The following is a 24,407-nucleotide window of genomic DNA, read 5'->3' on the forward strand; positions in this document are numbered from 1 at the left end:
TATGTGATTCTAGCGCTTACGATAAGCTTCCTGACATCCAGGTTCATCACAATAACCGTAAAGATTCAAAGAATGTCCAGTCAACTGAAAGCCGTGTTTCTCAGCTACTGAATGTTGCTCTTGTTCAATGGTTTCATTAGTAAATTCAACGACTTTATTACAATTTTGACAAACCAAATGATCATGATGATCTTCTTGCATTATTTCAAAAACAGAATGATTGTTTTCGAAATGATGGCGCTGAATGATTCCAGCAGCTTCAAATTGTGTTAACACACGATATACGGTCGCTAGACCGACATCTTCACCTTGTTCGAGTAATGTTTTATAAATGTCTTCCGCGCTCAAGTGGTGTTGTCTTGAATTTTCTAATAATTCCAAAATCTTGATTCGTGGTAGGGTAACTTTAAGTCCAGCTTTGCGTAAATCTTGATTTGAAATAGGCATATAAAAAGGTCTCTCAACAAATTTTAAGTTGGAATATGCAACAGAGTTGAGATGCAGTATGATCTATCCTTGGATCAATTGCATCATAATTAATTTGGGATAGTGTAGCAAAATGCAAAAAATCATGCTGACGTTATTCGTCGCTTCTTTACTTGGTGGTTGTTCTGTATTTGGAGTATACAAAGTCGATATTCCTCAAGGAACACCGTTAACCCAAGCTCAAGCTTCAAAAATTCAAGTCGGTATGACCTACCAACAAGTACAATTCTTGTTGGGTAGCCCAACAGTCTCAGATCCATTGAATCCAGGACGATGGGATTACATTTACAACTATATCCCAGGAACTTACGCGAAAAAAGCGAAGATTCCCGCAGCACATGGCCAACATTTAAAGGTTTATTTTGATCAATCAGGTGTCGTAAACAAAATTGAAGGTTTAGAAACCATTCCTGAGTCTCAACCTGGTTTACCTGCTTCTAAAGAAGCAATATTGAATGCGCCCCCACTATAGACACTTTGCGATAAAAAGAAACCCCTCAGTGAGGGGTTTTTCATATGCATTCAATTGTTTAAAGCGATTATTGTAAATAACGCCTTATTTAAATAACAATTGTTGATAGCGATTTCCACGGCAGTAACGTCCGACAGGATTTGCTTTTGCGCGATTGCGACGAATATCTTTTGGATTAATCGTTAAAGGTCTATAAATTTCAACACGATCACCTGCTTGTAATACATGTGATTGTTGTTTTATTTTCACTCCAAAGATACCAAAACTAAAATTTTCAGGCAATTCTACTTGTTGCACCAATCCACTTTGCGCAATTGCATCAGCAATCGTCATGCCTTGAGAAAATTGTAACTCAATGTGAAATTGTTGCTTTTCGGCAGCATATGCCACCCAAATTTTTGCCACGAGATTCACCTTGACCCTTAAATTAACTGTCCAATATAGGATACCAATGCCAACACAATGCTCAAAGGTAAAATAATTCGTACCGCAATACGCCAAATATTATAAAACGCTTCAGAACTAAAATTGATCGCTTTACGTAGATGGCTGATTTTCATAATCCAACCCACAAAGATTGAATAAATCAAGCAAATGACCAAGCCCCAAATCATCAGTAATGGATTAAACACCACGACCATATTTGGAATTGCCCAAATGAATAATGCCACCAATAACACTACAAATTGAATAAGTATTGCGACTTGGCGTTGAGCTAACTGTTCTTTGCCTAGTTGTAATAATAGCGCGGCTGAAATGACTGCAGTAAATAATAAAGTATACGCAGGGATTTGTGCTGAAGCTGCAAAAAAACTAAAGGCAATCACAGCAACCAGTTGCGCAATCCAAATAGGTAAAGCTGTTTTAGACGCCTCATTATTCTGTTGGACATTTAACAAGCTGGTTTGCCAATACAAACCTAAACCGAGCCCTGTGGCCACAAGGGCTAAAATCGTAGCATTGCCCCACTCTTTAAATTCTAAAGGGGTAACATGCCAAGTCTGTAAATGGGTACCAAAGACTTGTGCAAGAATTAAAGAAAGCAGCACGCCTACCGTGATCAAACCCACTAAAATTTGACGAGGTGCAAATGACAAAGCAAAAGCCATGACAGCGGCACCAGCAAACAATAGATGACTTTGTATCGGTAAATTCACCATTTGCACAGTACTTTGACTGATATTCGATAAAATCCCACCCGCTAAGAACGGAATAAAGATAACAGCCAGCCAGCCAACAATACGCCACGATTGTGATGCATCAGCATCACGAGTTAAGCTAGACAAGGCATTGAGTGCAGTTGTTTTAGAACGCTTTGCTAATGCAACTTCTAAATAAGTAATCGGCAATGCCAACACGAGCATTGACACTAACCACAATATCCAAAAATCAATTTGTCGATCAATTTGAATATCCAGACTTGGTGCTAAGCCTGCGATAATTATAAATGATAAACAAAATGCCATGAGCGGCGATAACCATCGTGACATAGAATAATCCTGCATGAGGTGTTTCGTAAAAAGTTCTGCTATTTTGCCTTTGTCGATGCTGAAAATCAAAGTTTAAAAGAAAAAAGCAAATCACCCCTCGATGATTTGCTGCGCTAGATATTGTTATAATCTTTGTTATTTCTTTTTATCCCCTCTGAATTTTTTTAGTTAGAGAGCTGGTGATTTCCATAATTTCACAATCATAAAATGTCTGTAAATTACGAAAAAAATCTTGCAAACCAATTTTTTCCTTTTTTCTTTTCGTTTTCTTTAATGATCCCCATCATATTTAATTTTACAGCCCCCACATAATCTGCATCATCGTGTTGAATATGATTAATTAACCATTTAGACAACACCTCATGTAATTCTTTTTCTATAGAATGCCCTTCTTCAAAACTGGTACGATAACTTTCTATACGTTTAATAAACAGGTCATGTACACGCTTATGAGGAACACGATATTTATAACCAGCCTCTTCTTGTAAGCTTTCTTCAAAGGTAAAATGTGATTGCGTATAGTCAATAATATTATCAAGAATTTGCTTGATACGAGCACGATCCGTTGCCATACCGATTTCATCAATTTCATTGATGTAATCCAAAATCCTTTTATGTTGATCGTCGATCACATCGATACCCGTATTATATTCTGGAATCCATCTCATCTTCATACGATCACCCTAAAATAATGTCTTGACCTTAAGCAACCATATTAACGGCTATCTCTCTAAATAAAAATGAACTGTATTAGTCGGGATTCATTAAAAAAACTATGAAATAAATTAAGTTATTGTTTATACTTGGATAATATTTTAATCCGCACTAAAAGAGTAAGATATTTTTTAACCAATTATTAAATTTAAATGATTTTATTGATTGTCTATATTTATTATTAAGCATGAATAAATGATTATAATTGTGTAATCGATTTTTTTTACAATCACTTCAAATGTTATTTTTATACGATTTCTCGTTAAAAAACTAAGATAATTTTGTCAAAATCAGAATAAATATTCTTTTGTGATTTTGTTGTATTTTTAAATACTTTCTTTATTCAAGTAAAAATATTTTATAGATACTATTATTATTCCTCTTATTTCATGACTCACTTTAAAAGAGTTGAAATATAAATTTTATTAAGACTATTTAATATGATATTTAAATAATTATAACGGTATCATTACATCAAAAAACTATATAAAGAATATAATTAAATATTATTATTTAATCGTCCTCTGTTTATTGTAACAACATCAAAATACTTAGTTAATTATCAAAGATGACAATCCCATATAGTCAACCACCTCATTATTCATACAAGTGATTTGCATCAAGCCATTGATCATAAATGAAGCTTATGTATTGTATGAACATTTAGAAAATGTTGGTTATCAATTCATTTTTTTTGAATCTTAGATCGTGATCCTACCGTATGGCAACATGGATGTCGCCATTGGGCGAGGTACAGGACGTCCCCCTCGCCTAACATAAGCAATAACAAAGCACTGCTTTGTTTGTAGCGCAAGGTTTGATAATCCCTACGAAAAGCGAGGCATCACCTAAGCAAAGGTATTTAAACTTTGAATGTAAGATGTGGCAGTGTAAGCTTTTTATAATCAAACAATTTTATTTACTCATACAGTCGATTTAATTAAAAGTATTATTTAAAAGAAATTATATTCTTGTGTCTGAGTTTTTGACAGGTTGACTATAAATTAAATTTATTTTTACAATGACTTAGATTCTAAAAAATATGGAGTTAACGAATTACGCCTCCCCCAATCTTCACATGAATTCATTCAGATCAAACTAATATTGATCTGCCTTGGTGACTCTAACCAAACTTGGATCAGCGGCCTCACGAGCAAGTCTTTCCACATGGGTCGTTGCGGCTTTTATCGCTTGACCATCTTTAAATAAAATCATCTCACCAGGCTGATATGCGGTCCAAACTTCATTTTGAGTCAACGGCTCTGTGGTAATCACGGCAACACGATCTTCTTTTGTTGTAAATTGACTAAAATCAATATCAACATCAATATCGACTAAGCGTGCATATGTAAATGGATACTCACGTACAATCCAATGCAGCTTAGTTGTCGCATAACTAAACAATGCTTGTCCATTGGAGAGGCAAAAATTAAAAGTGCCATATTCTGCAATTTTAGGTGAGATTTCTTCAAGCAAGGCAAAAACATCATTTAAACTCGGTTCAAAATAACCAAATCTTAAAACTAATTGTTCAAGTAAATAACAAAATGCCAACTCACTATCTGTACTGCCTACAGGGGTAAAACGCCCCGATAAATGCGGATGAAAGTTATGTAAATCACCATTATGTGCAAAAATCCACTGTCTCCCCCATAGCTCACGAATAAATGGATGAGAGTTTTCTAAGGTGATTTTACCTTGGGTTGCTTTGCGAATATGCGCAATAACATTACGAGATTTGATCGGATAGTTACGCACCAGTTCAGCAATTGGTGACAAGACAGCAGATTGATTATCAACAAATAAACGGCATGCTTTATCTTCAAAAAAAGCAATACCAAACCCATCAGAATGATCAGAGGTTATTCCTGCGCGTTGAGAAAACCCACGAAACGAAAAGGTAATATCAGTGGGAGCAGCGCAGTTCATTCCAAGCAATTGGCACATAGTGTATTCATACAGCATTTTATTTATAAGAATATTGTGCATGACTACGCACCTGCTTGCAAATCTCAATAACTGAAAATAACTGCAAACAGATGCATATTAGACTAATGACTTCACACAGAACAACAAAATGCTTGGGATAATTTTAGGATATCTAAGTCAAAGTATCCTTATTTTTTCGGACACTCAGCGATTAACCATTTTCTTTAAAACAAAGTTTTTGGCAATTTCATTGACATCTAAAAAGACAAAATAATCTAAACAATTAAATGCCTCATCATGATAAGCCTGTTTAGATAAACGAGCATTCATTTTCAAATAGACATCAAATAACTTCGGAATTCGTTCATCTTGTGGAAAGCTGTACTCTGGATGACACGGTTCAAAAGCAGAATTTGCCTTTATATCAATCGACTGTTTGCTAGTCATTTTCTTCAAATGCTGATGCGTATAATAAGCACGGGCCTTATTGTCTTCTAGACGAATACTGACACACCCTATTAAATGTTTTGCTTTCATTTTCCACAGCACTGTCGGAACTAGATTTAACCATAACATCGACAAGGCACGCCCATTACGATAGCGCGGATGCACACAAGTACGACCAATTTCTACAATATTAGATAAATGTGAAAGCTGAGAAAGATCAAACTCTTGTGCACTATAACTACGTGCAAGCTCATGCCCTTGAATTAACTTCAAGCGTGTATAAGCAACAATTTCATTGCTCCATTTATCACGTAATACTGCATGTTCACAATCAAGATCATATAAGTCTTGATCTAACCCATTTTCAAATGTAATGCCAAATTGATCTCCGAACTGTACTGCACGAAATTTTTGTACTTCTTTGAGTTGTTTCAGGTCTTCGACCCATTCAAATTTATATTGTGATTGTGCTTTTTTAGATTTTGGTAAAGGTAAATTTAAGTTCTGGAAGTTCTGACGATACTGATTTAATTTTGCGAACATATTTTCGACTCCTTGAGCTTTTACTTACACTAGGCAATCCCGATGACACTTATATGACGAAAAAATGACCGTTTAAAAACACGCAATGAGTAGTTAATTTGAAACAGTGTCGGTAAAATAAAAAGCCAATGCTTTCACATTGGCTTTCAAAGAAATTAACGTATAAATTAAAAATTATTTATGAGGCTTGCCACGGTTGGTAATTAATGTTCCTACACCATGATCTGTAAAGATTTCTAAGAGCGTTGCATGGGGTACACGCCCATCCACAATATGTGCACTAACAACCCCACCTTTAACCGCATCTAACGCACAGCCCACTTTGGGGATCATCCCCCCGTAAATCACTCCGGTTTCAATAAGACGATCCACTTCTTGAGTACTCAAACCAGTAAGGAGGTTTTTATTTTCATCTAAAACACCCGAGATATTGGTCAATAGAATCAATTTTTCCGCCCCTAAAGCTTCTGCCACTTTACCAGCAACTAAATCAGCATTGATATTATAAGTTTGACCATCTTCATCTACACCTAAAGGCGCTATCACTGGAATAAAATCACTCTGGGTAAACATTTCCAAGACATCAGTTTTAACCCCGATCACTTCTCCCACAAGACCTAAGTCAATTTGTGTGACTGTACCATCTGCAAGCGTTTTTTCCATCAAGAGCTTTTGAGCACGTAATAAATTACCGTCTTTCCCTGTTAAACCAATAGCACGTCCACCGTGTTGATTAATCAAGTTAACGATGGATTTATTGACACTGCCGCCTAAAACCATCTCGACTACTTCCATGGTTGCTGGATCCGTCACCCGCATTCCATCAATTCGATCAGACTCACGACCTAACTGTTTAAGTAATGAATCTACTTGTGGACCACCCCCATGTACGACAATCGGATTTAAACCTACAGTCTTGAGTAAAACGATATCACGAGCAAATGAACTTTCCAAAGCAGGATCAGTCATTGCATTGCCACCATATTTTACAACGAGTGTTTTACCTGTAAATCGTTGAATATATGGCAAAGCCTCTGTCAATATTTGCGCTTTGTCGATGCCAGTATGCTGATGTGGCATTCGCCTCTCCTTAGTGAGCTGTAGGAATTAGACTGATGAATATGGATAAATTAAGAAATCAGTGTGCCTGTAGAATATCTTTGGCGATCATAGGATAACGGTCACGAAGCATAGACGCAAATGTCTGACGAATTTCATTTAAACAAATTGGGTCATCAGCATCAAACCGTACTGTAAAATATTCACCCGTATTTGATGCTCGAATAATGCCAAACCCGTGTTCAAAATCAAGGCGTATGCCATCAATTTTACTCAGTTCAGCACCAAACTGTTGACTGAGATATTCAATCTCATTCAAAACAATTTTCGGATCAGTACAATGGGTACTGATATAGGTATCTTCGGTATAGAAACGATCGGGATAACACGCTAAGATTTCAGACAATGTGGCTTGAGGAAAATAACATAAGTACTCCATCACACGTAAAGCAGCATATAACCCATCATCATAGCCAAATCCTCGCCCATCATTAAAGACATAATGACCTGCGTACTCACCACCAAAGACAGCTTGGCCTTTAGATTGCGACATGTATTTGCGTAAAAAACTGCTGCCAGTTCGAATCATCTTGGCTTGACCGCCTAAACGCTCAACCACTTGACGCACCATAGATGAACATTTCACATCAAACACGATTTCATGCTGTGGATGATCTTTCAAACAGATTTGCGCGAACAGTGCTAAAAGTCGATCCGCTGAAATAATATGTGCATTTTCATCCAACAAAACCACACGATCACCATCACCATCTAAAGCAATACCAATGTCTGCCTGATGATTGAGTACATTTTGTCGTAGTAATTCTAAATGTGAAGCTTGTGAAGGATCTGGTGCATGATCAGGGAAGTTTCCATCAGCATTACAACGTAATGCAATCACCTCACAGCCCAATTTTTTTAAAACAAGATTGGCACAAAAGCCTGCGGAACCGTTTAAACCATCAATCACGACTTTGAGTGGTCGGGTTAATTGAATATCTGTTAATAACGCGGACTGATAGGATAAACAAAATTCAGACTTTATTTGATGAGTTGCCCTTTCAACAATAGCTCCTGTATCAATCCATGCTGACTGCTTATTTTGCAGATAATTTTTTGCTTGAATTCCAATGTTTTGAATCATTTCAGGAGAAGGTGGCTCAAACTGCATAATCCATTTAATACCATTGTCAGTTTTTGGATTATGACTTGCTGTCACCATAATGCCATTGCCCTGCGTATTTCTTGCGGCAAAGTACAATTGTGGGGTCGCACAGCAGCCTATTTCAGTAACTTCAATGTGGTTATTTTGAAATACCTGTTTGATAATTTGAGCATACGCAGGACTACTTAATCGTGCATCATAACCCAAGGTTATTTTTGATTGACCCTTTTCAATCAGTTGATTAACTAAAGCATATGCCACTGCCTGAATCAATTCTGGGGGCATCATTTCAACTTTTCCACGGATATCATAGGCGCGGAAAAGTTGAAAAGGAAAATCATTCATCTTTTTCATAAGCAAAACTTCTATTTGCTCAACCCTTTATTTTGTTAGCTTCATCTCTCTAATGATTAGCAGTCAATTCATTTATATGAAAATATTTATATCAGGTCAAATGCAATATACTAAAAACTCTTGATAATATATTCAATTTCATACAAGGCTTTATACATACTTTTTGTTACAAATCAATATAATATTAAAAAAGCCTGATAAATCAGGCTTAAAAAATTATAGAAAAATCTAGTTTTTCCCAGTATGACCAAAACCACCAGCACCACGTTCAGTCGCTTCAAATTCATTTACAATATCAAATTGCGCTTGAACTACAGGCACTAATACATATTGCGCTAAACGCTCACCAGGCTCTAAAGTAAAGCTGGTTTGACCACGATTCCATACAGAAACCATTAATTCACCTTGATAATCTGAATCAATTAACCCAACCAAATTGCCCAATACGATCCCATGCTTATGGCCCAAGCCCGAACGTGGTAAAACTAGACCAGCAAAATTAGTATCTTCAATATAAATGGCCATGCCTGTTTTAACTAAAACAGTTTGACCAGGTTCAATCTGAATCGCTTCTTCTACACATGCACGTAAGTCCAAACCTGCTGAACCTGATGTTGCATATGTTGGCATTGGCCATTCTTGACCTAAACGTTGATCAAGTACTTTTACTTGAACTTTCATATTGAAATCCTTGGTTAAATAAAGCTGTTAAAAGTTTTTTTATTTTTTTCGATCTGTTCAAAATCAAATCGAAAGAAAAAAAAAGAACTGGTTTAAAAATTAACGTTTTAATAACGCTTTTAAGTTTTGTAAATATTGCTGTGCTTGTTGCTTTGGATCGACATGTTCAGCTATTTTTTTCTTACGCCCTAGCCAATCAAGCTCATCTTGTGGCAATTCATCTAAGAAGCGACTTGGCGTCATTTGCTTCATTTGTCCACCATTTTTACGCTGCTCAGCCAAAGTCAAGGTCAAACCTTGTTGTGCACGAGTAATCCCCACGTACATTAAACGGCGTTCTTCTTCGATCGTTTCCGCAGCAATGGAGTTCTTATGTGGCAGAAGCTCTTCTTCTAAGCCCATAATATAAACAAATGGAAATTCCAGACCTTTAGATGCATGTAATGTCAGCAGGTTGACCTTATCGGTGTCTTCATCTTCCTGTTGTTGCTCAAGCATATCCAACAACACCATTTTACGAATCACACTTTCAATGTTCTTTTCATCTACATCTTCAGCACGGTTGATTAAGCTTTGAATACTGGTATAGAGCATCTCCACATTATCAATCTTGGTTTTTTCTTGTGCAGGCGTTGCCGCAGTTTCACGTAAATAATCGATATAGCCTGCATCATTCATCATTTGACGAATTTTAGGAACAGGTTCATCGTCATCTAACAATTCACGAGTGAAATCATTGATAAAGCCAGCAAACTCAGCCAATTGTGTTGTGGCCTTTTTTGGCATCACCATAGTTAAGCGTTGATCACTTGCCGCAGCCAACAGTGATAAATGATTTTCTTGGGCAAAAAGACCTAACTTTTCAAGTGTTACTGGGCCAATTGCACGTTTAGGCGTATTGATAATACGTAGGAAAGCACTGTCATCTTCAGGGTTAATGATGATACGCAAGTAGCTCATCACATCTTTAATTTCTGCACGACCAAAGAAAGATTGACCACCAGAGAGCTTGTATGGAATCTGCATTTGACGTAGCTGAGTTTCCAATACACGTGCTTGGAAATTTCCGCGATACAACACCGCATAATCTTTCCAGTTTTTGCCATTCATCAATTTATGCGTGAGCAGGTCTTTTACTACGCGTTCAGATTCATCATCATCATTACGACAGGTGATGATTCGAATGACTTCACCATGGCCTTTATCACTCCACAACTTTTTATCAAAAATGTGTGGGTTATTTTCAATGACATGGTTCGCGGCTTTTAAAATACGACTGGTAGAGCGGTAGTTTTGCTCCAGCTTAATCACTTTTAAATTGCGGAAATCTTCTTTGAGCAATGCCATATTTTCAGGCTTTGCACCACGCCATGCATAAATGGATTGGTCATCATCACCTACAGCGGTGAACTGCCCCATCACACCGACCAATAATTTCACCAAAATATATTGCGCGGTATTGGTGTCTTGATACTCATCCACAAGTAGATAGCGAACTCGGTTTTGCCAACGATCACGAACTTCTGCATTGTCTTGTAAGAGGCGTGTTGGCATCACGATCAGATCATCAAAATCTACGGCATTATAAGCACGTAAATTTCGCTCATATAATTGATACAAGTGGGCAAACTGCACATCTTCTGGTGTTTCACAAGTCGTATGTGCTTGTTCAGGCACAATCAAATCATTTTTCCAATCTGAAATCTTTTTCATGGCTTTAGCAATCAATTCTTTGCTTTCAGCGCCCGATAAATTATCACGATGCATCAAATCCATAAGAATACGCTTACAGTCATCGGCATCAAGGATTGAGAAATTATTTTTCAGTGGGGTATTTTTCAGCTCAATTCGTAATAAATTTAAACCAAAGGTATGAAAGGTTGAAACCGAAAGCCCTTTCCCTTCTTCTTTACCCAACAACTTACCGACACGTTCTTTCATTTCACGTGCAGCTTTATTGGTAAAGGTCATTGCAGTAATTCGATGTGCAGGAATCCCACACTGTTGAACCAAATACGCAATTTTTCTTGTAATTACTGAGGTTTTACCTGAACCCGCCCCTGCAAGTACTAACAAGGGTCCTTGAGTATATTTCATGGCTTCAAGTTGCTTGTCATTTAGTTGACTTGCTTTCGACATTGTTCATCCTCTAAAAACTTCGAGCTCGATTATAGTCATCTAAAGTAGAGTTGCAAAATGCTTAATTTGAATTTTTCAAATATAAAAACCAGATAAAAATAATTTCAGTTAAATTATGCTTTAGTTTCAAACCGTCTTGTTTCAATACTCTATTTTGCTCTGAGCTGTTGTTATTCAGTTAACCTGTGATCAAATGGCGAAAGCATAACCAAAAGCTATCACCCAAAGCCATAATAACGGTTTACACACTGCAGCAAGAAGAGAGACTATCCTCGAATCAACGCTCGTATTAATGATAAAAACCTTAATCTCATGCTTAAAAAGATTAATAAAATTTAAGCAAAAATTTGGAAAATAAAAAAAAGGAATCATAGCGAACTATGATTCCTCTTCAACACTTTTAGCTAAAAAATTCGCTACTTTTATTACGATTTCTTAGTTTGTCGCATAAATACTAATTTCTACACGACGGTTCTGTTCACGACCCGCAGCAGTTGAGTTATCTGCGATTGGATTTTGCGAACCATAACCTTGGGTATCAATACGGCTTTGTACGCCTTTACCTTTAAGGTAGTTAGCAACTGAGTATGCGCGGTTTTGAGATAATGGAATGTTAATTGAGTCATTCCCTGTATTATCCGTATAACCAGTCACAAGAATTACACTCTTGTTGTCTTCCATTAAAGTTTGTGCAACTTTATTCAACGTACCGTAGAAGTTCGGTTTAATTGATGACTTATTGGTATCAAATGTAATGCTACCTGGCATAACTAAAGCTACAGAACCATCTGGATTACGGTTAACTTCTACACCAGTACCCTGCATTTGCTGACGTAATTTCTTCTCTTTATTGTCTAAATAAAGACCAGTACCCGCACCTAAAAGCGCACCTATTGCTGCTGCACGATTGTTTTGTGCAGATGAGTTTGCATTACCACGAGACAAACCATAGCCCGCTGCTGCACCGATCAAACCGCCAATAGCAGATTTGTCGTACTCCATACCACCAATGTTATTACCAGTTGATTGACAGCCAGAAAGTACTAAAGCCCCTGCTGTAAGTGTTGTAATTAATAGTGCACGCATTGCATGCCTCCAAGTTGTGTTTTTTGTTAGCTTAATTTTGGTATAAAAAACAAAGCACCACTATAGGCGTTTTGTTAACAATCACGTATTTTTTTACATTTTGTAATATTTACAATGAAATTTACAAAAGTGATCATCATAATTTGTACATAGTCATTAAATGTGTCTTTTTAAATTGCATTGTAACGATTATATTTAAGGGCTGTGGACAATTCGTCTATGTTTGCGATTATGTATATTTCTAGGTGATACGAGGCAAGAAATACGAAATTTATTCATTCTAAATAATGATAAACATTATTTCGCAACGTAGCAGTAAAAAATATCTAGTCGCTTGAACTGGCACTCACAATAAATCATTAGGACTGTTCTATGTCATCTCAACAGCAGAAGCAACCTATTTTAAAAAAAATTACGAAAGGTTTAACCGTTGGCTCAGTGATTACTGGCAGTACTTTTTTTCACGGCCCACCTGTTTTAGCTTTAGGCTTGACCAAATTATTTAAAAAGTCAAAAAAGGTGGATGAAACCAATATCAATATCACCAATAGTTGGTTAAGTGTAAATAATTGGTTGATTGATCATGTTCTTCCCGAAACACAATGGGACATTACTGTTGATGACAACTTGGATTTAAATATGCAAGGTCGTTATTTAATGACCTGTAACCATCAAAGTTGGGTCGATACTACCGTAAACCAATATTTTGGTCTAACACGCATGCCTCTCACCCGCTTTTTCACCAAATGGGAACTGATCTTTATACCATTTGTTGGGCAAGCATTTAAAATTCTTGGCTTTCCGATGATGAAACGCCATACAAAAGAGCAGATTGCAAAGAACCCTGATCTCAAAACACGTGATATGGAAGAAGCACGTAAAGCCTGTGAACAGTTATTAAGCCAGCCTTTTACATTGCTCAACTACCTTGAAGGAACACGTTTTACCCCAAAAAAACATGCTCAACAGCAATCCCCTTTTACCAATTTACTTAAACCTAAGGCCGGTGGACTTGCTCTCGCCTTAAATATCTTAGGTGATAAGATTGACGCTCTGGTGGATATGACCATTGTGTATCCAGATGGTGCACCCGGTTATGGTGAGTTTTGGTTAGGTGAAGTACCTCGAATTGCAGTTAATATGCGTAAAATTGAGATTCCTGAATGGGTACTGGGCGGCAATTATGAAGATGATGCAGAATATCGCGAACGCTTTCAAAACTGGGTTGATGATTTATGGAGTGAAAAAGATCAACTGATTAGCACCATAAAACAAAAATATAATCACTAACTTTCAATTGAAGAAAAAACTACAGAATAGGATGGATATGACAGAGCAAGTTCCACCACTCGAAAACAGTACAGAAACGAAAAACGATATGTCACGAGGATGGTGGATCGCTTTTGGTTATGACATCTTTATGATGTTTATCATCGTCTTCAACCTATTCTGTTTATGTGCCAATGCTTTTTTAATGAGTAATTTTGGTGACTGGCTTTTCAATGAAATTCATCTACCGCAAGTTTTACAGTATTACAAAACAGATCTGCATCCGTGGGTGATTAAAACTGAAAGCTGGTTTATTACCTTTTTGATTGTTGAATTAGGCATTCGCTGGCTCATCGCTATTATCAACAAACACCATGCGCGTTGGTTCTTCTTTCCATTTATTCACTGGTATGAGATTTTAGCGATTATTCCTTATTTACGTTTTTTACGTTTAATTCGCGTCGGTATTATTGCTTATCATTTTCATGAGTTAGGTTATAAGGTTATTCCCGATAACATTCTAAAACGTGTGCTGTTTTATTATCGAGTACTGATGGAAGAATTATCAGATCGTGTTGTGATTACCGTCATTGATGGAATTAAACAAGAATTAGACACCAGCTCAAGCCATAAAAAAATCATTCATGATTTAATTGATCACCATAGAGATCGTTTTGCACAAACTTTAGCTGAAGTATTACAAGAATCTTTGGCCACTGAACTAAAAGCACAAAGTCATGTGATTACCCATAATGTCGGACAGATTGTACGTCAAGCGATTGAGGACACCCCGCAATTGACCCAGTTATTGCGCATGATCCCAATTGCAGGCAGTATGATTGAAAATCAGATTCAAAATATTGGGCAACAGCTAGGTGAGAATATTACGCAAGGATTGGTGCAACCGTTTACTCAAGGCAATCTACAAAATCCAAACGCGACCTATCAATTAATTTCAACCAAATTAAGCCAATTAAATATTGAAAATCAAAAACTTGAAGAACTAGTTGAATCTATAGTCTATGAAAGTTTAGAATCGTTAAGGAAACAAGTGAAAGTAAAACAATGGCAGCTTGAATTAGAAAAAAATGATCAAGTAAAAGATGAGTGATTCAAAGAATAAGCAATTCATTGAAAATATTTGTATCTTTGCTAGAGAAATCATTCAATATGTTCTAGCATTTGCCCTATTTCACAATTTTTGACGCTTAGATAGAAAAATTTAGGTCACATGCCTTTTAAGGAATAATTATGGCTGATATACGGATTACAGGCAGAATGGTTAATTTTACCCGATTAACCTTCGATACTAATGATCATGATGCCATCCGCCAGCAATTAACTTCAATGATGAGTGAGACCTCTTATCAAGGGGCTTTGGTCATTATTGATACCACAGTTGAACAAGAGCTTATTGCCCTGATTCAACTCATTATCAGCCTAGATTTACAGCCTATGGCTGTGATTGATGGTTTATTGGGTGACCAAGCACGTGCAATTCAATTCCCAGTCTTGCCTGCCGATCGTCCATTGCAACGGATTAAACCGACGAAAGAACAAGTGGTTGAAACTCCAGTAAAAGCACCCGCTGTAGCGACACCAAATGTAAGCGTAGATGCGTCTAAAACATTGAGTCATGTCACTTCATACCATGATGAAATTTTAAGAACTGGGCAATGTTTGGTTCAAGATCATGGAGACATCATACTGAATGCTGGTATTAACAGTGGTTCAGAAGTGATTGCTTCAGGAAATATACATATCTATGGCAGTGTTCGTGGTAGAGTCATTGCAGGCGCAGGTGGTAACACCAGTGCAAGAATTTTTTGTCATTCACTAGAAGCCGAATTGGTTTCTATTGCGGGAACATATTGTGTAGCAGATGACATTCCTCAAGATGTAATTAAAAAAGCTGTACATATTTACTTGAATGACCAGCAAGAGCTAGTGTTTGAAGCTTTGCAATTTTAAGGTATAAATTAAACACCATATAAAACTCGTTTAATCGGGTAAAATGACCATAACAGGAGTGGATTCGGTGGCCAAAATTGTTGTCGTTACATCAGGCAAAGGTGGCGTAGGTAAAACTACGACGAGTGCATCTTTTGCAACAGGATTAGCCCTACGAGGTCATAAAACTGTTGTGATTGATTTCGATGTGGGTTTGCGTAATTTAGATTTGATCATGGGCTGTGAACGCCGTGTCGTATATGATTTTGTAAATGTCATCAATAACGAAGCGCGCTTACAGCAAGCGCTAATTCGCGATAAAGATATTGAAAATTTATATATTTTACCTGCATCGCAAACCCGTGATAAAGATGCACTGAGCGATGATGGTGTTGCTCGTGTAATCGATGAGCTTGCACAAGAATTCGATTATATTATCTGTGACTCACCTGCAGGGATTGAGCGTGGTGCAATTTTAGCCATGTATCATGCAGATGAAGCGATTATTGTAACAAACCCAGAAATCTCTTCTGTTCGAGATTCAGACCGTATTATTGGTATGCTCGACAGTAAGACGAAAAAAGTAGAAAACAACGAAGGGCGTATTCGTAAACATTTATGTATTACGCGTTTTAACCCTGAACGTGCCGATAAACAAGAAATGTTGACCATTGATGATATCTCAAAAGATATCTTACGTGTACCAACTTTAGGCGTCATTCCAGAATGCCCTAGCGTACTTCAGGCATCGAATGAAGGTAAACCTGTCATTCTTTACCAAGAAGCATCTGCTGGGCAAGCATATGATGATTTAGTTGCGCGTTTCTTGGGTGAGGAACGTCCTTATCGACATATTACAGTGAAACCTAAGGGTTGGTTAGCACGGTTATTTGGAGCGTAGAAATGGCAGGATTTTGGAGTAAACTTTTTAGCAATGATGACAAACCATCTAGCGCCCAAACTGCTAAAGATCGCTTAAAAGTTATTGTTGCTTCTGAAAACGGTTTGGGCAAACGTTTAAGCCAAGACAAGATTGACCAAATGAAAAAAGAAATCATGCAAGTGGTTAATCGTTATGTCCGTGGCGTGGATGAACAGCATATTCAAATGCAAGTTCGTTCTGAAGCCAACATTGAAATGTTGGAAATGAATATCAATTTACCTGAAGAACGATAATTTCATTATTGATTAGTCAAGCGGATTGATTCAGGGCAAAATATAGGGCAGAGTTAAAAAGGGTTACTTTTTCTCGTGCAATATATTTTGCCCTTTTTGTTTTAGATTTTTTTCAGCTAAAGATTGTATTTATCCTTATAAAATGAAAGATAAATAAGGTTGATATAATGTTGTAAATTAATCATTTAATTTAGAATTATTTTATTTGAGGAGATGCTGTTATGGCACTTTCACAGCCAGCAACGTTCAATGAAGAATGGTCAGACGAGCGTGTTTTTGCCTACTTAGATCAACTTCCTCCTGAAGGTACTAATACTGATTTTCATGTACTTTATCATGCCTTTAAACATATGCGTCCTTTTGACTATGAACGCTTATTGACTAAGTTTGTTGCTGCTGGTCGAAATATCAACGCAACTAATCCAGAAGGTCTACGTATTCATGATGTGATTGCAGAGTACCCGCGTCAAAAAGAAGGTTTCTTAGAAGTATTAGCGAAGTTTGCTTAAGCACTTCAACCAACGACCAATGTAGTCTTGAAATATTGCTGATCTATAAACGCCTAATGAACTTCATTGGGCGTTTTTTAGTTTATATATCCCATTTTATCAATGTCTATATCTCAATGTTCTATACTATTTCCTACAAAAAAATATTAAAAACATCCATATAAACAATTAAGTCAGTCAGCATAATTTCATATGAACAAATTAACTTTTCTAAAATTACACTATTTTATTTGATCTTTAATCACGTTTAAACATCATTTAATTTTATTTATGTCAAACAACCATATGCTTTGTAAATACGCATTGCTTTTATGATTTACTTTAAATCACTCCTGTATATCAGCACTGGATAATTATATTTAAATGTAGTTCCTGTTTGATATGTCTGAAGTTGAAGTATTTAATTCTACAGACTCTAATAACCTTTCATAAAAAAACCCAGCTTGCGCTGGGTTTTTGAATCAAGTCAATGCTTAGTGAGCAGCAAATTGGTTCATTGTGTTTTTAGCATCGTCATGCGCTTTAAGTGCATTGTCACCAGAGAAGATTTCTTTGTGATCATCACCGATGTCAGAACCCGCCATCGCTTGGTGTTTAACACAAGCGATACCACCACGGATTTCTTTACGTTGTACACCAGCAACATAAGCCAACATACCTTCAGTACCGAAGTAACCTTGTGCAAGCTCATGAGTAGAAAGCGCAGCAGTATGGTAAGTCGGAAGTGTAATCAAGTGATGGAATACACCCGCTTCACGAGAAGCATCTGCTTGGAATGTACGGATTTTCGAGTCAGCATCAGCAGCCAATTCAGAAGCATCGTACTCAGCGCTCATTAATTTAGCACGGTCGTAAGCAGAAACATCTTTACCTTCAGCAACCCAACGATCGTAAGCTTGTTGACGGAAGTTTAAAGTCCAGTTGAATGATGGGCTGTTGTTATAAACAAGCTTCGCATTTGGAACTGTTTCACGTACACGGTTAACCATGTGTGCAATTTCTTCAACGTTTGGAGTCGCAGTCTCGATCCAAAGAAGATCTGCACCGTTTTGTAAGCTAGACACACAGTCAAGTACAACACGGTCAATTTGAGTACCTTCACGGAACTGATATAGGCCTGAAGCTAAACGCTTAGGACGGTGTAATTTACCATCACGTTTAATCAAGATTTCATCTTCTTGAGCATCTGCAATGTCAATTTCAGTTGTATCTAAGTAGCTAATATATTGAGAAGCAATATCACCTGGCTCTTTAACCACTGGGATTTTTTGAGTCAAGTCAGCGCCTTCAGAGTCAGTACGCGCAACGATAATACCGTCATCAAGACCCATTTCTAAGAATGCATAACGTAATGCATGGATTTTAGAGATAAAGTCTTCATGTGGAACTGTTACTTTACCAGCTTGGTGACCACATTGTTTAGCATCAGATACTTGGTTTTCGATTTGAAGTGCACATGCACCGGCTTCAATCATTTTACGCGCAAGTAAATAAGTTGCTTCTTCGTTACCGAAACCTGCATCGATGTCCGCAATAATTGGCACAACGTGAGTTTGGAAACCATCGATTTGTGCAGTGATTTCAGCAGCTTTAGCTGTATCACCAGCTTCGTTTGCTTTTTTAAGCGCACGGAATAAATCATTAAGTTCTTTCGCATCAGCTTGACGTAAGAATGTATAGATTTCAGCGATTAGAGCAGGTACAGAAGTTTTTTCGTGCATAGATTGGTCAGGAAGTGGACCAAATTCTGAACGAAGTGCAGCAACCATCCAACCAGAAAGGTAGATATAACGTTTACTTGTAGTACCGAAATATTTTTTGTTTGCAATCATTTTTTGTTGCGCAATGAAACCATGCCAGCAACCTAAAGATTGAGTGTATTTACTAGAATCAGCATCATATTCAGCCATATCACGACGCATGATCGCAGCTGTATATTTAGCGATATCTAAACCAGTTTTAAATTGGTTTTGCAGTTGCATACGCGCAGCATCTTCTGGGCTAATATCGCGCCATGTGCTTCCGAATTTTGCTTTTAATTCACGGATTGCATCAATCGCTGTTTGGTATGTAGTCATGATATGTTCCTGTAATAATATTAGGATTTCATCAATCGAAGAGCTAAATCCACTCGGTATTTGTTTGTTCAGATTTAGAACACTTCGTTGTTATGGTCTTAGCTTAGATTGAGTCCTCAAATTAATCCAATATTCTGAGTTAATTTTCAGTATTTATTTAAAAAATATGTAGATCAAAGTCATATTATAATTAAACCAAAAATCGATAAACAATTAATTTATATAATTTTTAATAATTAACAACTACCTATAAATTGCTTAAATATCAGTCAATTTGATAATTTTATCTCTATTAGACTTAAGTCTGAGCTTGTAACAAAAAAACCAAAACTGCATTTTTTTAATATAAAAACACCCTGAATGATCAAGAATCGGACAAAGCATAATTGGGTGATTCATCGAGTGATAAACAATGTTGTTGCTTAAAAATCTGCTTATCTTCACTTATAATAGCAAAATGAGGATTTATTCAAACGCGCATCTCAATTTAAAATCAGCACCACAAATCTTAATCCTTCTATAACAATAAATCGTGTGCTGTTTTTTTATCTACTTTTTACACAAAAGCATTTCCTTATGGCATAATCCCCTGTGATTTCTAAATTTTATTTTCGGTATTTTTTTTATGAATCTGGAGCGGGTCGATCTCAACCTCTTAATTTACCTTGACGTTCTTTTACGTGAAAAAAATGTGACTCGTGCTGCTGAACAGCTTGGTGTTACCCAACCCGCAATGAGTAATATTTTACGTCGTCTTCGTAATTTATTTAATGACCCTCTTTTAATTCGTTCTTCTGAAGGTATGACACCAACAGAACGTGCTTTAGAATTACAACCCCGCATCCGTGACGCACTGTCTGATTTATCCATGATTTTGGAACCTCGTACTGAGTTCCGACCTTATACGTCAAACCGTGTATTCCGTATTATGACCTCTGATTATGCCGAAGCAACACTTGTTCCTCGTCTAGTCAAAGCCTTGCGCTCTGAAGCACCGAATGTTGTTCTCGACTTTTTAACACCAAGTGACGTGTCATATCGTGACATGGAACAAGGAAAAGTTGATTTAGCCATCAACCGGTTTAATGAAATTCCACAAAGTTTTCACCAAGTTTTAGTGTGGCGTGACAGTTTCTCTTGTCTACTCAATAACAAACATCCAGCTTCAAGTACTTTAAATCTTAAAAGTTATTTAGATGCACAACATATCTGGGTATCAAAAACAGGGATGGGTGTTGGTTTTGGTGTGAATCCTGAAAAACAAGCAGGATTAGGTTGGATTGATCAAGCTTTAGAGCGGATTGGTCAAAAGCGTAAAATTTCAGTCTTTACGCGTCATTATCAAATGCCTGCATTATTGGCTTCAAATGTAGATTTAATTGCGACCTTACCAACCCGTATCGCACGTTTACAAGCCAAAAGCCAAAATTTACTCATTAAAGATCCGCCATTTTATATTCCTGAATTTGAATTAAAAATGGCATGGTGTCCTTTACTTCATCATCATCCTGCACATCGTTGGTTACGCCAATTGATTCTTTATGTTGCACGTCAAATGATTGAAGAAGAAAATCGTGAATTTATGCAAAATAATTCGCATTTTTCTCAATATTAATAGGAATTTTGTTAAATTCTTATCATTTCAAGCTTATACTAATTCTAGATCGGTAGTGTGTTACTCACTACCACCCCCTTTTATGTGTTAAAAATATCTCATAATAATGATGATCCATAGGTGGATTCGTGAGCCTGTTCCAGAATATCCTAATCATCGCTGTCCTCATCGCAGGAGCTGGTTTTTTATCTTTAACTGAAATCGCACTTGCGGGTGCGCGTAAAGTTAAACTCAAAATTCTTGCCGAATCTGGCGATGAGCGAGCACAAAAAGTCCTAGACTTACAGCAAAACTCTGCCGATTTCTTTGCCGCATCCCAAATCGGTTTAAATGCTGTTGCTATTCTTGGCGGTATTTTAGGTGAAGGTGCATTTCGCCCTTATTTTCTTGAATTTGTTTCTCGTTTCTATGTCGGAAATTGGACTGAAACCATCAGTTTTGTCCTCTCATTTACTTTAGTCACCTCACTTTTTATTCTTTTTGCCGATTTAATGCCAAAACGTATGGCGATGATTGCACCCGAAAAAATTGCAGTTTCAGTCATCAATCCCATCCAGATCTTTATCGTGGTATGTAAACCATTAGCTTGGTTTATCAATGCTGTTGCTAACTTATTATTCCGCTTGTTTAAAGTCAATACAACGCGTGAAGACAATATTACCTTTGATGATATTTCAGCGGTGATGGATGCAGGTGCACAAGCGGGTGTTTTACAAAAGCAAGAACATCACTTTATTGAAAATGTATTTGAACTTGAAGAACGTAATGTTCCATCCAGTATGACCCCACGTGAAAACGTAGTGTTTTTTACTTTAAAAGAACCAGAAGAAAGTATTCGCCAAAAGCTAGCTGAATACCCTTATTCTAAGTTCCTTGTTTGCAACGAAACCATTGACCAAGTGATTGGTTATGTCGATGCCAAAGATATTCTAGTTCGTATTCTCAATAACCAGAAAATTAATCAGTTACATGAGTCAACTATTCGTACAGTATTGACCATTCCTGATACATTAACACTATCTGAAGTCCTTGATCGCTTCAGATCTAGCAAAGAAAAATTTGCAGTCGTATTTAATGAATATGCCCTTGTCGTTGGCGTTATTACCCTGTCAGATATCATGATCACTGTGATGGGTGACTGGGTTACACCAATGGATGAAGAACTACAAATTATTAAACGTGATAACAACTCATGGTTAATTGATGGTAGTACACCAATTGAAGACATGAAGCATGCTTTAGCAATTGATGAGATGCCAGATGAAGAGAACTACGAGACACTGGCAGGCTTTATGATGTATCAGTTAAGAAAAATTCCTAAACCAGCTGACACCGTGATTTTTGGTGGTTATAAATTTGAAGTGGTCGATGTTGATCATTTTAAAATTGACCAGCTACTTGTCACACGCTTACTTGAAAAAGCAGAACCCTCGACATCAGAAGACTCTTCACAATAAGCTTCTTTAGCTCATTTAAAGCTTAGCAATCACCTTGCTAAGCTTTTTTTATGAAAAGTGGCGCTTTAATATTGCAAGATCCAGAACGCTATTGATTAGATTATAGCCTTTTGATTTATAAATTTTAAAAATATGAAAATTAACATGAATACAGTTTTTAAAATCATAAAATATAATAAACATATAAATCAATATCTTAAATTTTATAACCATTTTGGTGCAATTATAATATTCATTTTTAAATATCTGTTTTGAATACTCTATTTATTTAAAAAATAGTACTGAATTCAGTATTTCTACAAGGATATTTTAATTTAATCCAATAACTATTAGCATGCTTCTGCTTAAAAAATTAAAAGACTTCTGTTACCCAAGTCTCATTCAAGGATCGAACTATGCTAACCGTATTAGGTTTGGGCATGATTTTGTGCTTTATGTACTTAATTATGTCTAGACGAATGACTGCTCTTGCAGCACTCACACTTATTCCAATTTTATTTGCATTAATCGCTTACGGTCTTAGCTTCTATTTCGACAGCCTTGGGCATTTAGAAATCAAACAGCTCGGTGAAATGATGCTTGATGGTGTAAAAAAACTTGCACCAACAGGCGTAATGCTACTTTTTGCAATTCTTTATTTTGCCATCATGATTGATACGGGATTGTTTGATCCTTCTGTAAAATTTATCTTGAAGCTGGTCAAAGGTGATCCACTTAAAGTCGTTATTGGTACCATTACCCTGACACTCATCGTCTCTCTTGATGGCGATGGTTCTACCACCTACATGATTTGTGTAGCAGCAATGCTCCCACTTTATAAAAAGTTAGGTATGAGCCCATTGATCATGGCTTGTTTAATGATGCTGGCAAGCGGAATCATGAACCTTACCCCGTGGGGTGGACCAACGGCACGTGCTGCAAGCGCGCTGCATGTAGAAGCCAGTGAAATCTTTGTGCCAATGGTTTTACCAATGCTCGCTGCTATTCTTTGGCTCTACTTTGTCGGTTTTATGTATGGCCGTATGGAACGTAAACGCTTAGGTATTATTGAACTTGATGTTAGTCATGGTGATGACATTCAAATTTCAAGTAATCCAGAAGCAAATCGTGCACATTTAAGATGGTTCAATGGTTTATTGACAGTTGTCCTTATGATTTGTTTGGTGAAAGGCGTGTTGCCTTTACCGATCTTATTTATGATTGCACTTTGTATTGCATTGGTGGTCAACTATAAAGATGTCGATATGCAAAAATCTTTAGTTGCTCATCATGCAGGTAGTGCTCTAAACGTTGTGGGTATTATTTTTGCTGCAGGGATTTTTACTGGGATTCTTTCAGGGACAGGCATGGTTGATGCGATGTCTAAAGAATTGGTGGCGATTATTCCACAAAGTATGGGTCCTTTTTTAGCGCCCATTACTGCTGTGATTAGTATGCCTTTGACCTTCTTTATGTCGAATGATGCTTTCTATTATGGAGTGTTACCGATTCTTTCTGAAGCGGCAAGTCATTATGGTATTACACCTGTAGAAATGGCGCGTGCTTCAATTGTCGGCCAACCTGTACACTTACTTTCACCATTGGTTCCTTCAACATATTTATTATGTGGATTGGCTGGTATCGAATTTGGACAGCATCAAAAGTTCACTATTAAATGGGCGATTCTGACCTGTTTGGTAATGCTTGTTGCAGCCATGCTGCTCGGTGTATTCCCACTCTATTCAACACTACACTAATAGAAAAAAGCCGATATAAATATCGGCTTTTTTCATTTTAAATAGATTATTT

At 36.9% G+C, this 24,407-nt stretch carries 22 protein-coding genes; 10 read left to right on the forward strand and 12 right to left on the reverse strand.

The window, feature by feature from the left end; translation table 11 throughout:
* Nucleotides 1–9 precede the first annotated feature (9 nt).
* Nucleotides 10–447, reverse strand: coding sequence for a ferric iron uptake transcriptional regulator (gene fur / locus WFN33_RS09940; RefSeq protein WP_336952896.1), 438 nt, complete (start codon nucleotides 445–447; stop codon nucleotides 10–12).
* Nucleotides 448–559: 112 nt separating this feature from the next.
* On the opposite strand from fur, the gene WFN33_RS09945 reads away from it, so the two are divergent.
* Nucleotides 560–958, forward strand: coding sequence for an outer membrane protein assembly factor BamE (locus WFN33_RS09945; RefSeq protein WP_004722739.1), 399 nt, complete (start codon nucleotides 560–562; stop codon nucleotides 956–958).
* Nucleotides 959–1,042: 84 nt separating this feature from the next.
* Here the strand turns inward: WFN33_RS09945 and WFN33_RS09950 are convergent, their stop codons facing one another.
* From WFN33_RS09950 to WFN33_RS09995, 10 genes are all read right to left on the reverse strand, one after another.
* On the reverse strand, nucleotides 1,043–1,372 hold the full coding sequence (locus WFN33_RS09950; RefSeq protein ID WP_336952898.1) for an RnfH family protein: 330 nt from the start codon (nucleotides 1,370–1,372) through the stop codon (nucleotides 1,043–1,045).
* An 8-nt stretch (nucleotides 1,373–1,380) separates the two neighbouring features.
* Nucleotides 1,381–2,448 (reverse strand): hypothetical protein, encoded by a 1,068-nt coding sequence (locus WFN33_RS09955; RefSeq protein WP_336952899.1) that lies wholly within the window; start codon nucleotides 2,446–2,448, stop codon nucleotides 1,381–1,383.
* 218 nt (nucleotides 2,449–2,666) lie between these two features.
* Entirely contained in the window at nucleotides 2,667–3,122 is a 456-nt protein-coding gene (locus WFN33_RS09960; RefSeq protein WP_004819397.1) for a bacteriohemerythrin, read from the reverse strand.
* Between the two features lie 1,138 nt (nucleotides 3,123–4,260).
* Complete coding sequence (locus WFN33_RS09965) at nucleotides 4,261–5,109, reverse strand: class II glutamine amidotransferase (protein WP_336952988.1); 849 nt, start codon at nucleotides 5,107–5,109, stop codon at nucleotides 4,261–4,263.
* A 186-nt stretch (nucleotides 5,110–5,295) separates the two neighbouring features.
* Nucleotides 5,296–6,081: a GNAT family N-acetyltransferase gene (locus WFN33_RS09970; protein ID WP_336952901.1), complete on the reverse strand. Its 786-nt coding sequence runs from the start codon at nucleotides 6,079–6,081 to the stop codon at nucleotides 5,296–5,298.
* 174 nt (nucleotides 6,082–6,255) lie between these two features.
* On the reverse strand, nucleotides 6,256–7,161 hold the full coding sequence (gene argB, locus WFN33_RS09975; protein ID WP_336952902.1) for an acetylglutamate kinase: 906 nt from the start codon (nucleotides 7,159–7,161) through the stop codon (nucleotides 6,256–6,258).
* Between the two features lie 58 nt (nucleotides 7,162–7,219).
* Nucleotides 7,220–8,659 carry a phosphomannomutase/phosphoglucomutase gene (locus tag WFN33_RS09980; protein WP_336952903.1) on the reverse strand — a complete coding sequence of 480 codons (1,440 nt, stop codon included), beginning with the start codon at nucleotides 8,657–8,659 and terminating at the stop codon, nucleotides 7,220–7,222.
* A gap of 228 nt (nucleotides 8,660–8,887) precedes the next feature.
* The gene (gene dut / locus WFN33_RS09985) at nucleotides 8,888–9,340 is read right to left on the reverse strand and encodes a dUTP diphosphatase (protein WP_336952904.1); all 453 of its coding nucleotides are present in this window, start codon (nucleotides 9,338–9,340) and stop codon (nucleotides 8,888–8,890) included.
* Nucleotides 9,341–9,439: 99 nt separating this feature from the next.
* A complete protein-coding gene (locus WFN33_RS09990) occupies nucleotides 9,440–11,479 on the reverse strand; it encodes a UvrD-helicase domain-containing protein (protein WP_336952905.1) in 2,040 nt (679 codons plus the stop codon).
* Between the two features lie 435 nt (nucleotides 11,480–11,914).
* Nucleotides 11,915–12,565 (reverse strand): OmpA family protein, encoded by a 651-nt coding sequence (locus WFN33_RS09995; protein WP_336952908.1) that lies wholly within the window; start codon nucleotides 12,563–12,565, stop codon nucleotides 11,915–11,917.
* A 372-nt stretch (nucleotides 12,566–12,937) separates the two neighbouring features.
* On the opposite strand from WFN33_RS09995, the gene WFN33_RS10000 reads away from it, so the two are divergent.
* The 6 genes from WFN33_RS10000 (at nucleotide 12,938) to WFN33_RS10025 (ending at nucleotide 17,469) form a co-directional block, all read left to right on the forward strand.
* Nucleotides 12,938–13,855 carry an acyltransferase gene (locus WFN33_RS10000; RefSeq protein ID WP_336952910.1) on the forward strand — a complete coding sequence of 306 codons (918 nt, stop codon included), beginning with the start codon at nucleotides 12,938–12,940 and terminating at the stop codon, nucleotides 13,853–13,855.
* Between the two features lie 37 nt (nucleotides 13,856–13,892).
* Nucleotides 13,893–14,945 carry a preprotein translocase subunit SecA gene (locus WFN33_RS10005; RefSeq protein ID WP_419327566.1) on the forward strand — a complete coding sequence of 351 codons (1,053 nt, stop codon included), beginning with the start codon at nucleotides 13,893–13,895 and terminating at the stop codon, nucleotides 14,943–14,945.
* Between the two features lie 140 nt (nucleotides 14,946–15,085).
* Complete coding sequence (gene minC, locus WFN33_RS10010) at nucleotides 15,086–15,805, forward strand: septum site-determining protein MinC (protein ID WP_336952912.1); 720 nt, start codon at nucleotides 15,086–15,088, stop codon at nucleotides 15,803–15,805.
* Nucleotides 15,806–15,872: 67 nt separating this feature from the next.
* Nucleotides 15,873–16,685, forward strand: a complete 813-nt coding sequence (gene minD / locus WFN33_RS10015; protein WP_336952914.1) for a septum site-determining protein MinD — start codon at nucleotides 15,873–15,875, stop codon at nucleotides 16,683–16,685.
* Nucleotides 16,686–16,687: 2 nt separating this feature from the next.
* Nucleotides 16,688–16,960 (forward strand): cell division topological specificity factor MinE, encoded by a 273-nt coding sequence (gene minE / locus WFN33_RS10020; RefSeq protein ID WP_004722763.1) that lies wholly within the window; start codon nucleotides 16,688–16,690, stop codon nucleotides 16,958–16,960.
* A 221-nt stretch (nucleotides 16,961–17,181) separates the two neighbouring features.
* Nucleotides 17,182–17,469 carry a PA4642 family protein gene (locus WFN33_RS10025; RefSeq protein WP_336952916.1) on the forward strand — a complete coding sequence of 96 codons (288 nt, stop codon included), beginning with the start codon at nucleotides 17,182–17,184 and terminating at the stop codon, nucleotides 17,467–17,469.
* A 473-nt stretch (nucleotides 17,470–17,942) separates the two neighbouring features.
* Here the strand turns inward: WFN33_RS10025 and WFN33_RS10030 are convergent, their stop codons facing one another.
* The gene (locus WFN33_RS10030; protein ID WP_056514634.1) at nucleotides 17,943–19,547 is read right to left on the reverse strand and encodes an isocitrate lyase; all 1,605 of its coding nucleotides are present in this window, start codon (nucleotides 19,545–19,547) and stop codon (nucleotides 17,943–17,945) included.
* A 625-nt stretch (nucleotides 19,548–20,172) separates the two neighbouring features.
* Between WFN33_RS10030 and WFN33_RS10035 the strand changes: the two genes are divergently transcribed.
* The 3 genes from WFN33_RS10035 (at nucleotide 20,173) to WFN33_RS10045 (ending at nucleotide 24,355) form a co-directional block, all read left to right on the forward strand.
* On the forward strand, nucleotides 20,173–21,162 hold the full coding sequence (locus WFN33_RS10035; RefSeq protein WP_336952920.1) for a LysR family transcriptional regulator: 990 nt from the start codon (nucleotides 20,173–20,175) through the stop codon (nucleotides 21,160–21,162).
* A gap of 128 nt (nucleotides 21,163–21,290) precedes the next feature.
* The gene (locus tag WFN33_RS10040) at nucleotides 21,291–22,619 is read left to right on the forward strand and encodes a hemolysin family protein (protein WP_336952922.1); all 1,329 of its coding nucleotides are present in this window, start codon (nucleotides 21,291–21,293) and stop codon (nucleotides 22,617–22,619) included.
* Between the two features lie 395 nt (nucleotides 22,620–23,014).
* On the forward strand, nucleotides 23,015–24,355 hold the full coding sequence (locus tag WFN33_RS10045) for a CitMHS family transporter (RefSeq protein WP_004722773.1): 1,341 nt from the start codon (nucleotides 23,015–23,017) through the stop codon (nucleotides 24,353–24,355).
* Nucleotides 24,356–24,407 lie beyond the last annotated feature (52 nt).

It is taken from the genome of Acinetobacter sp. AS167, assembly GCF_037152175.1.
GTDB lineage: Bacteria > Pseudomonadota > Gammaproteobacteria > Pseudomonadales > Moraxellaceae > Acinetobacter.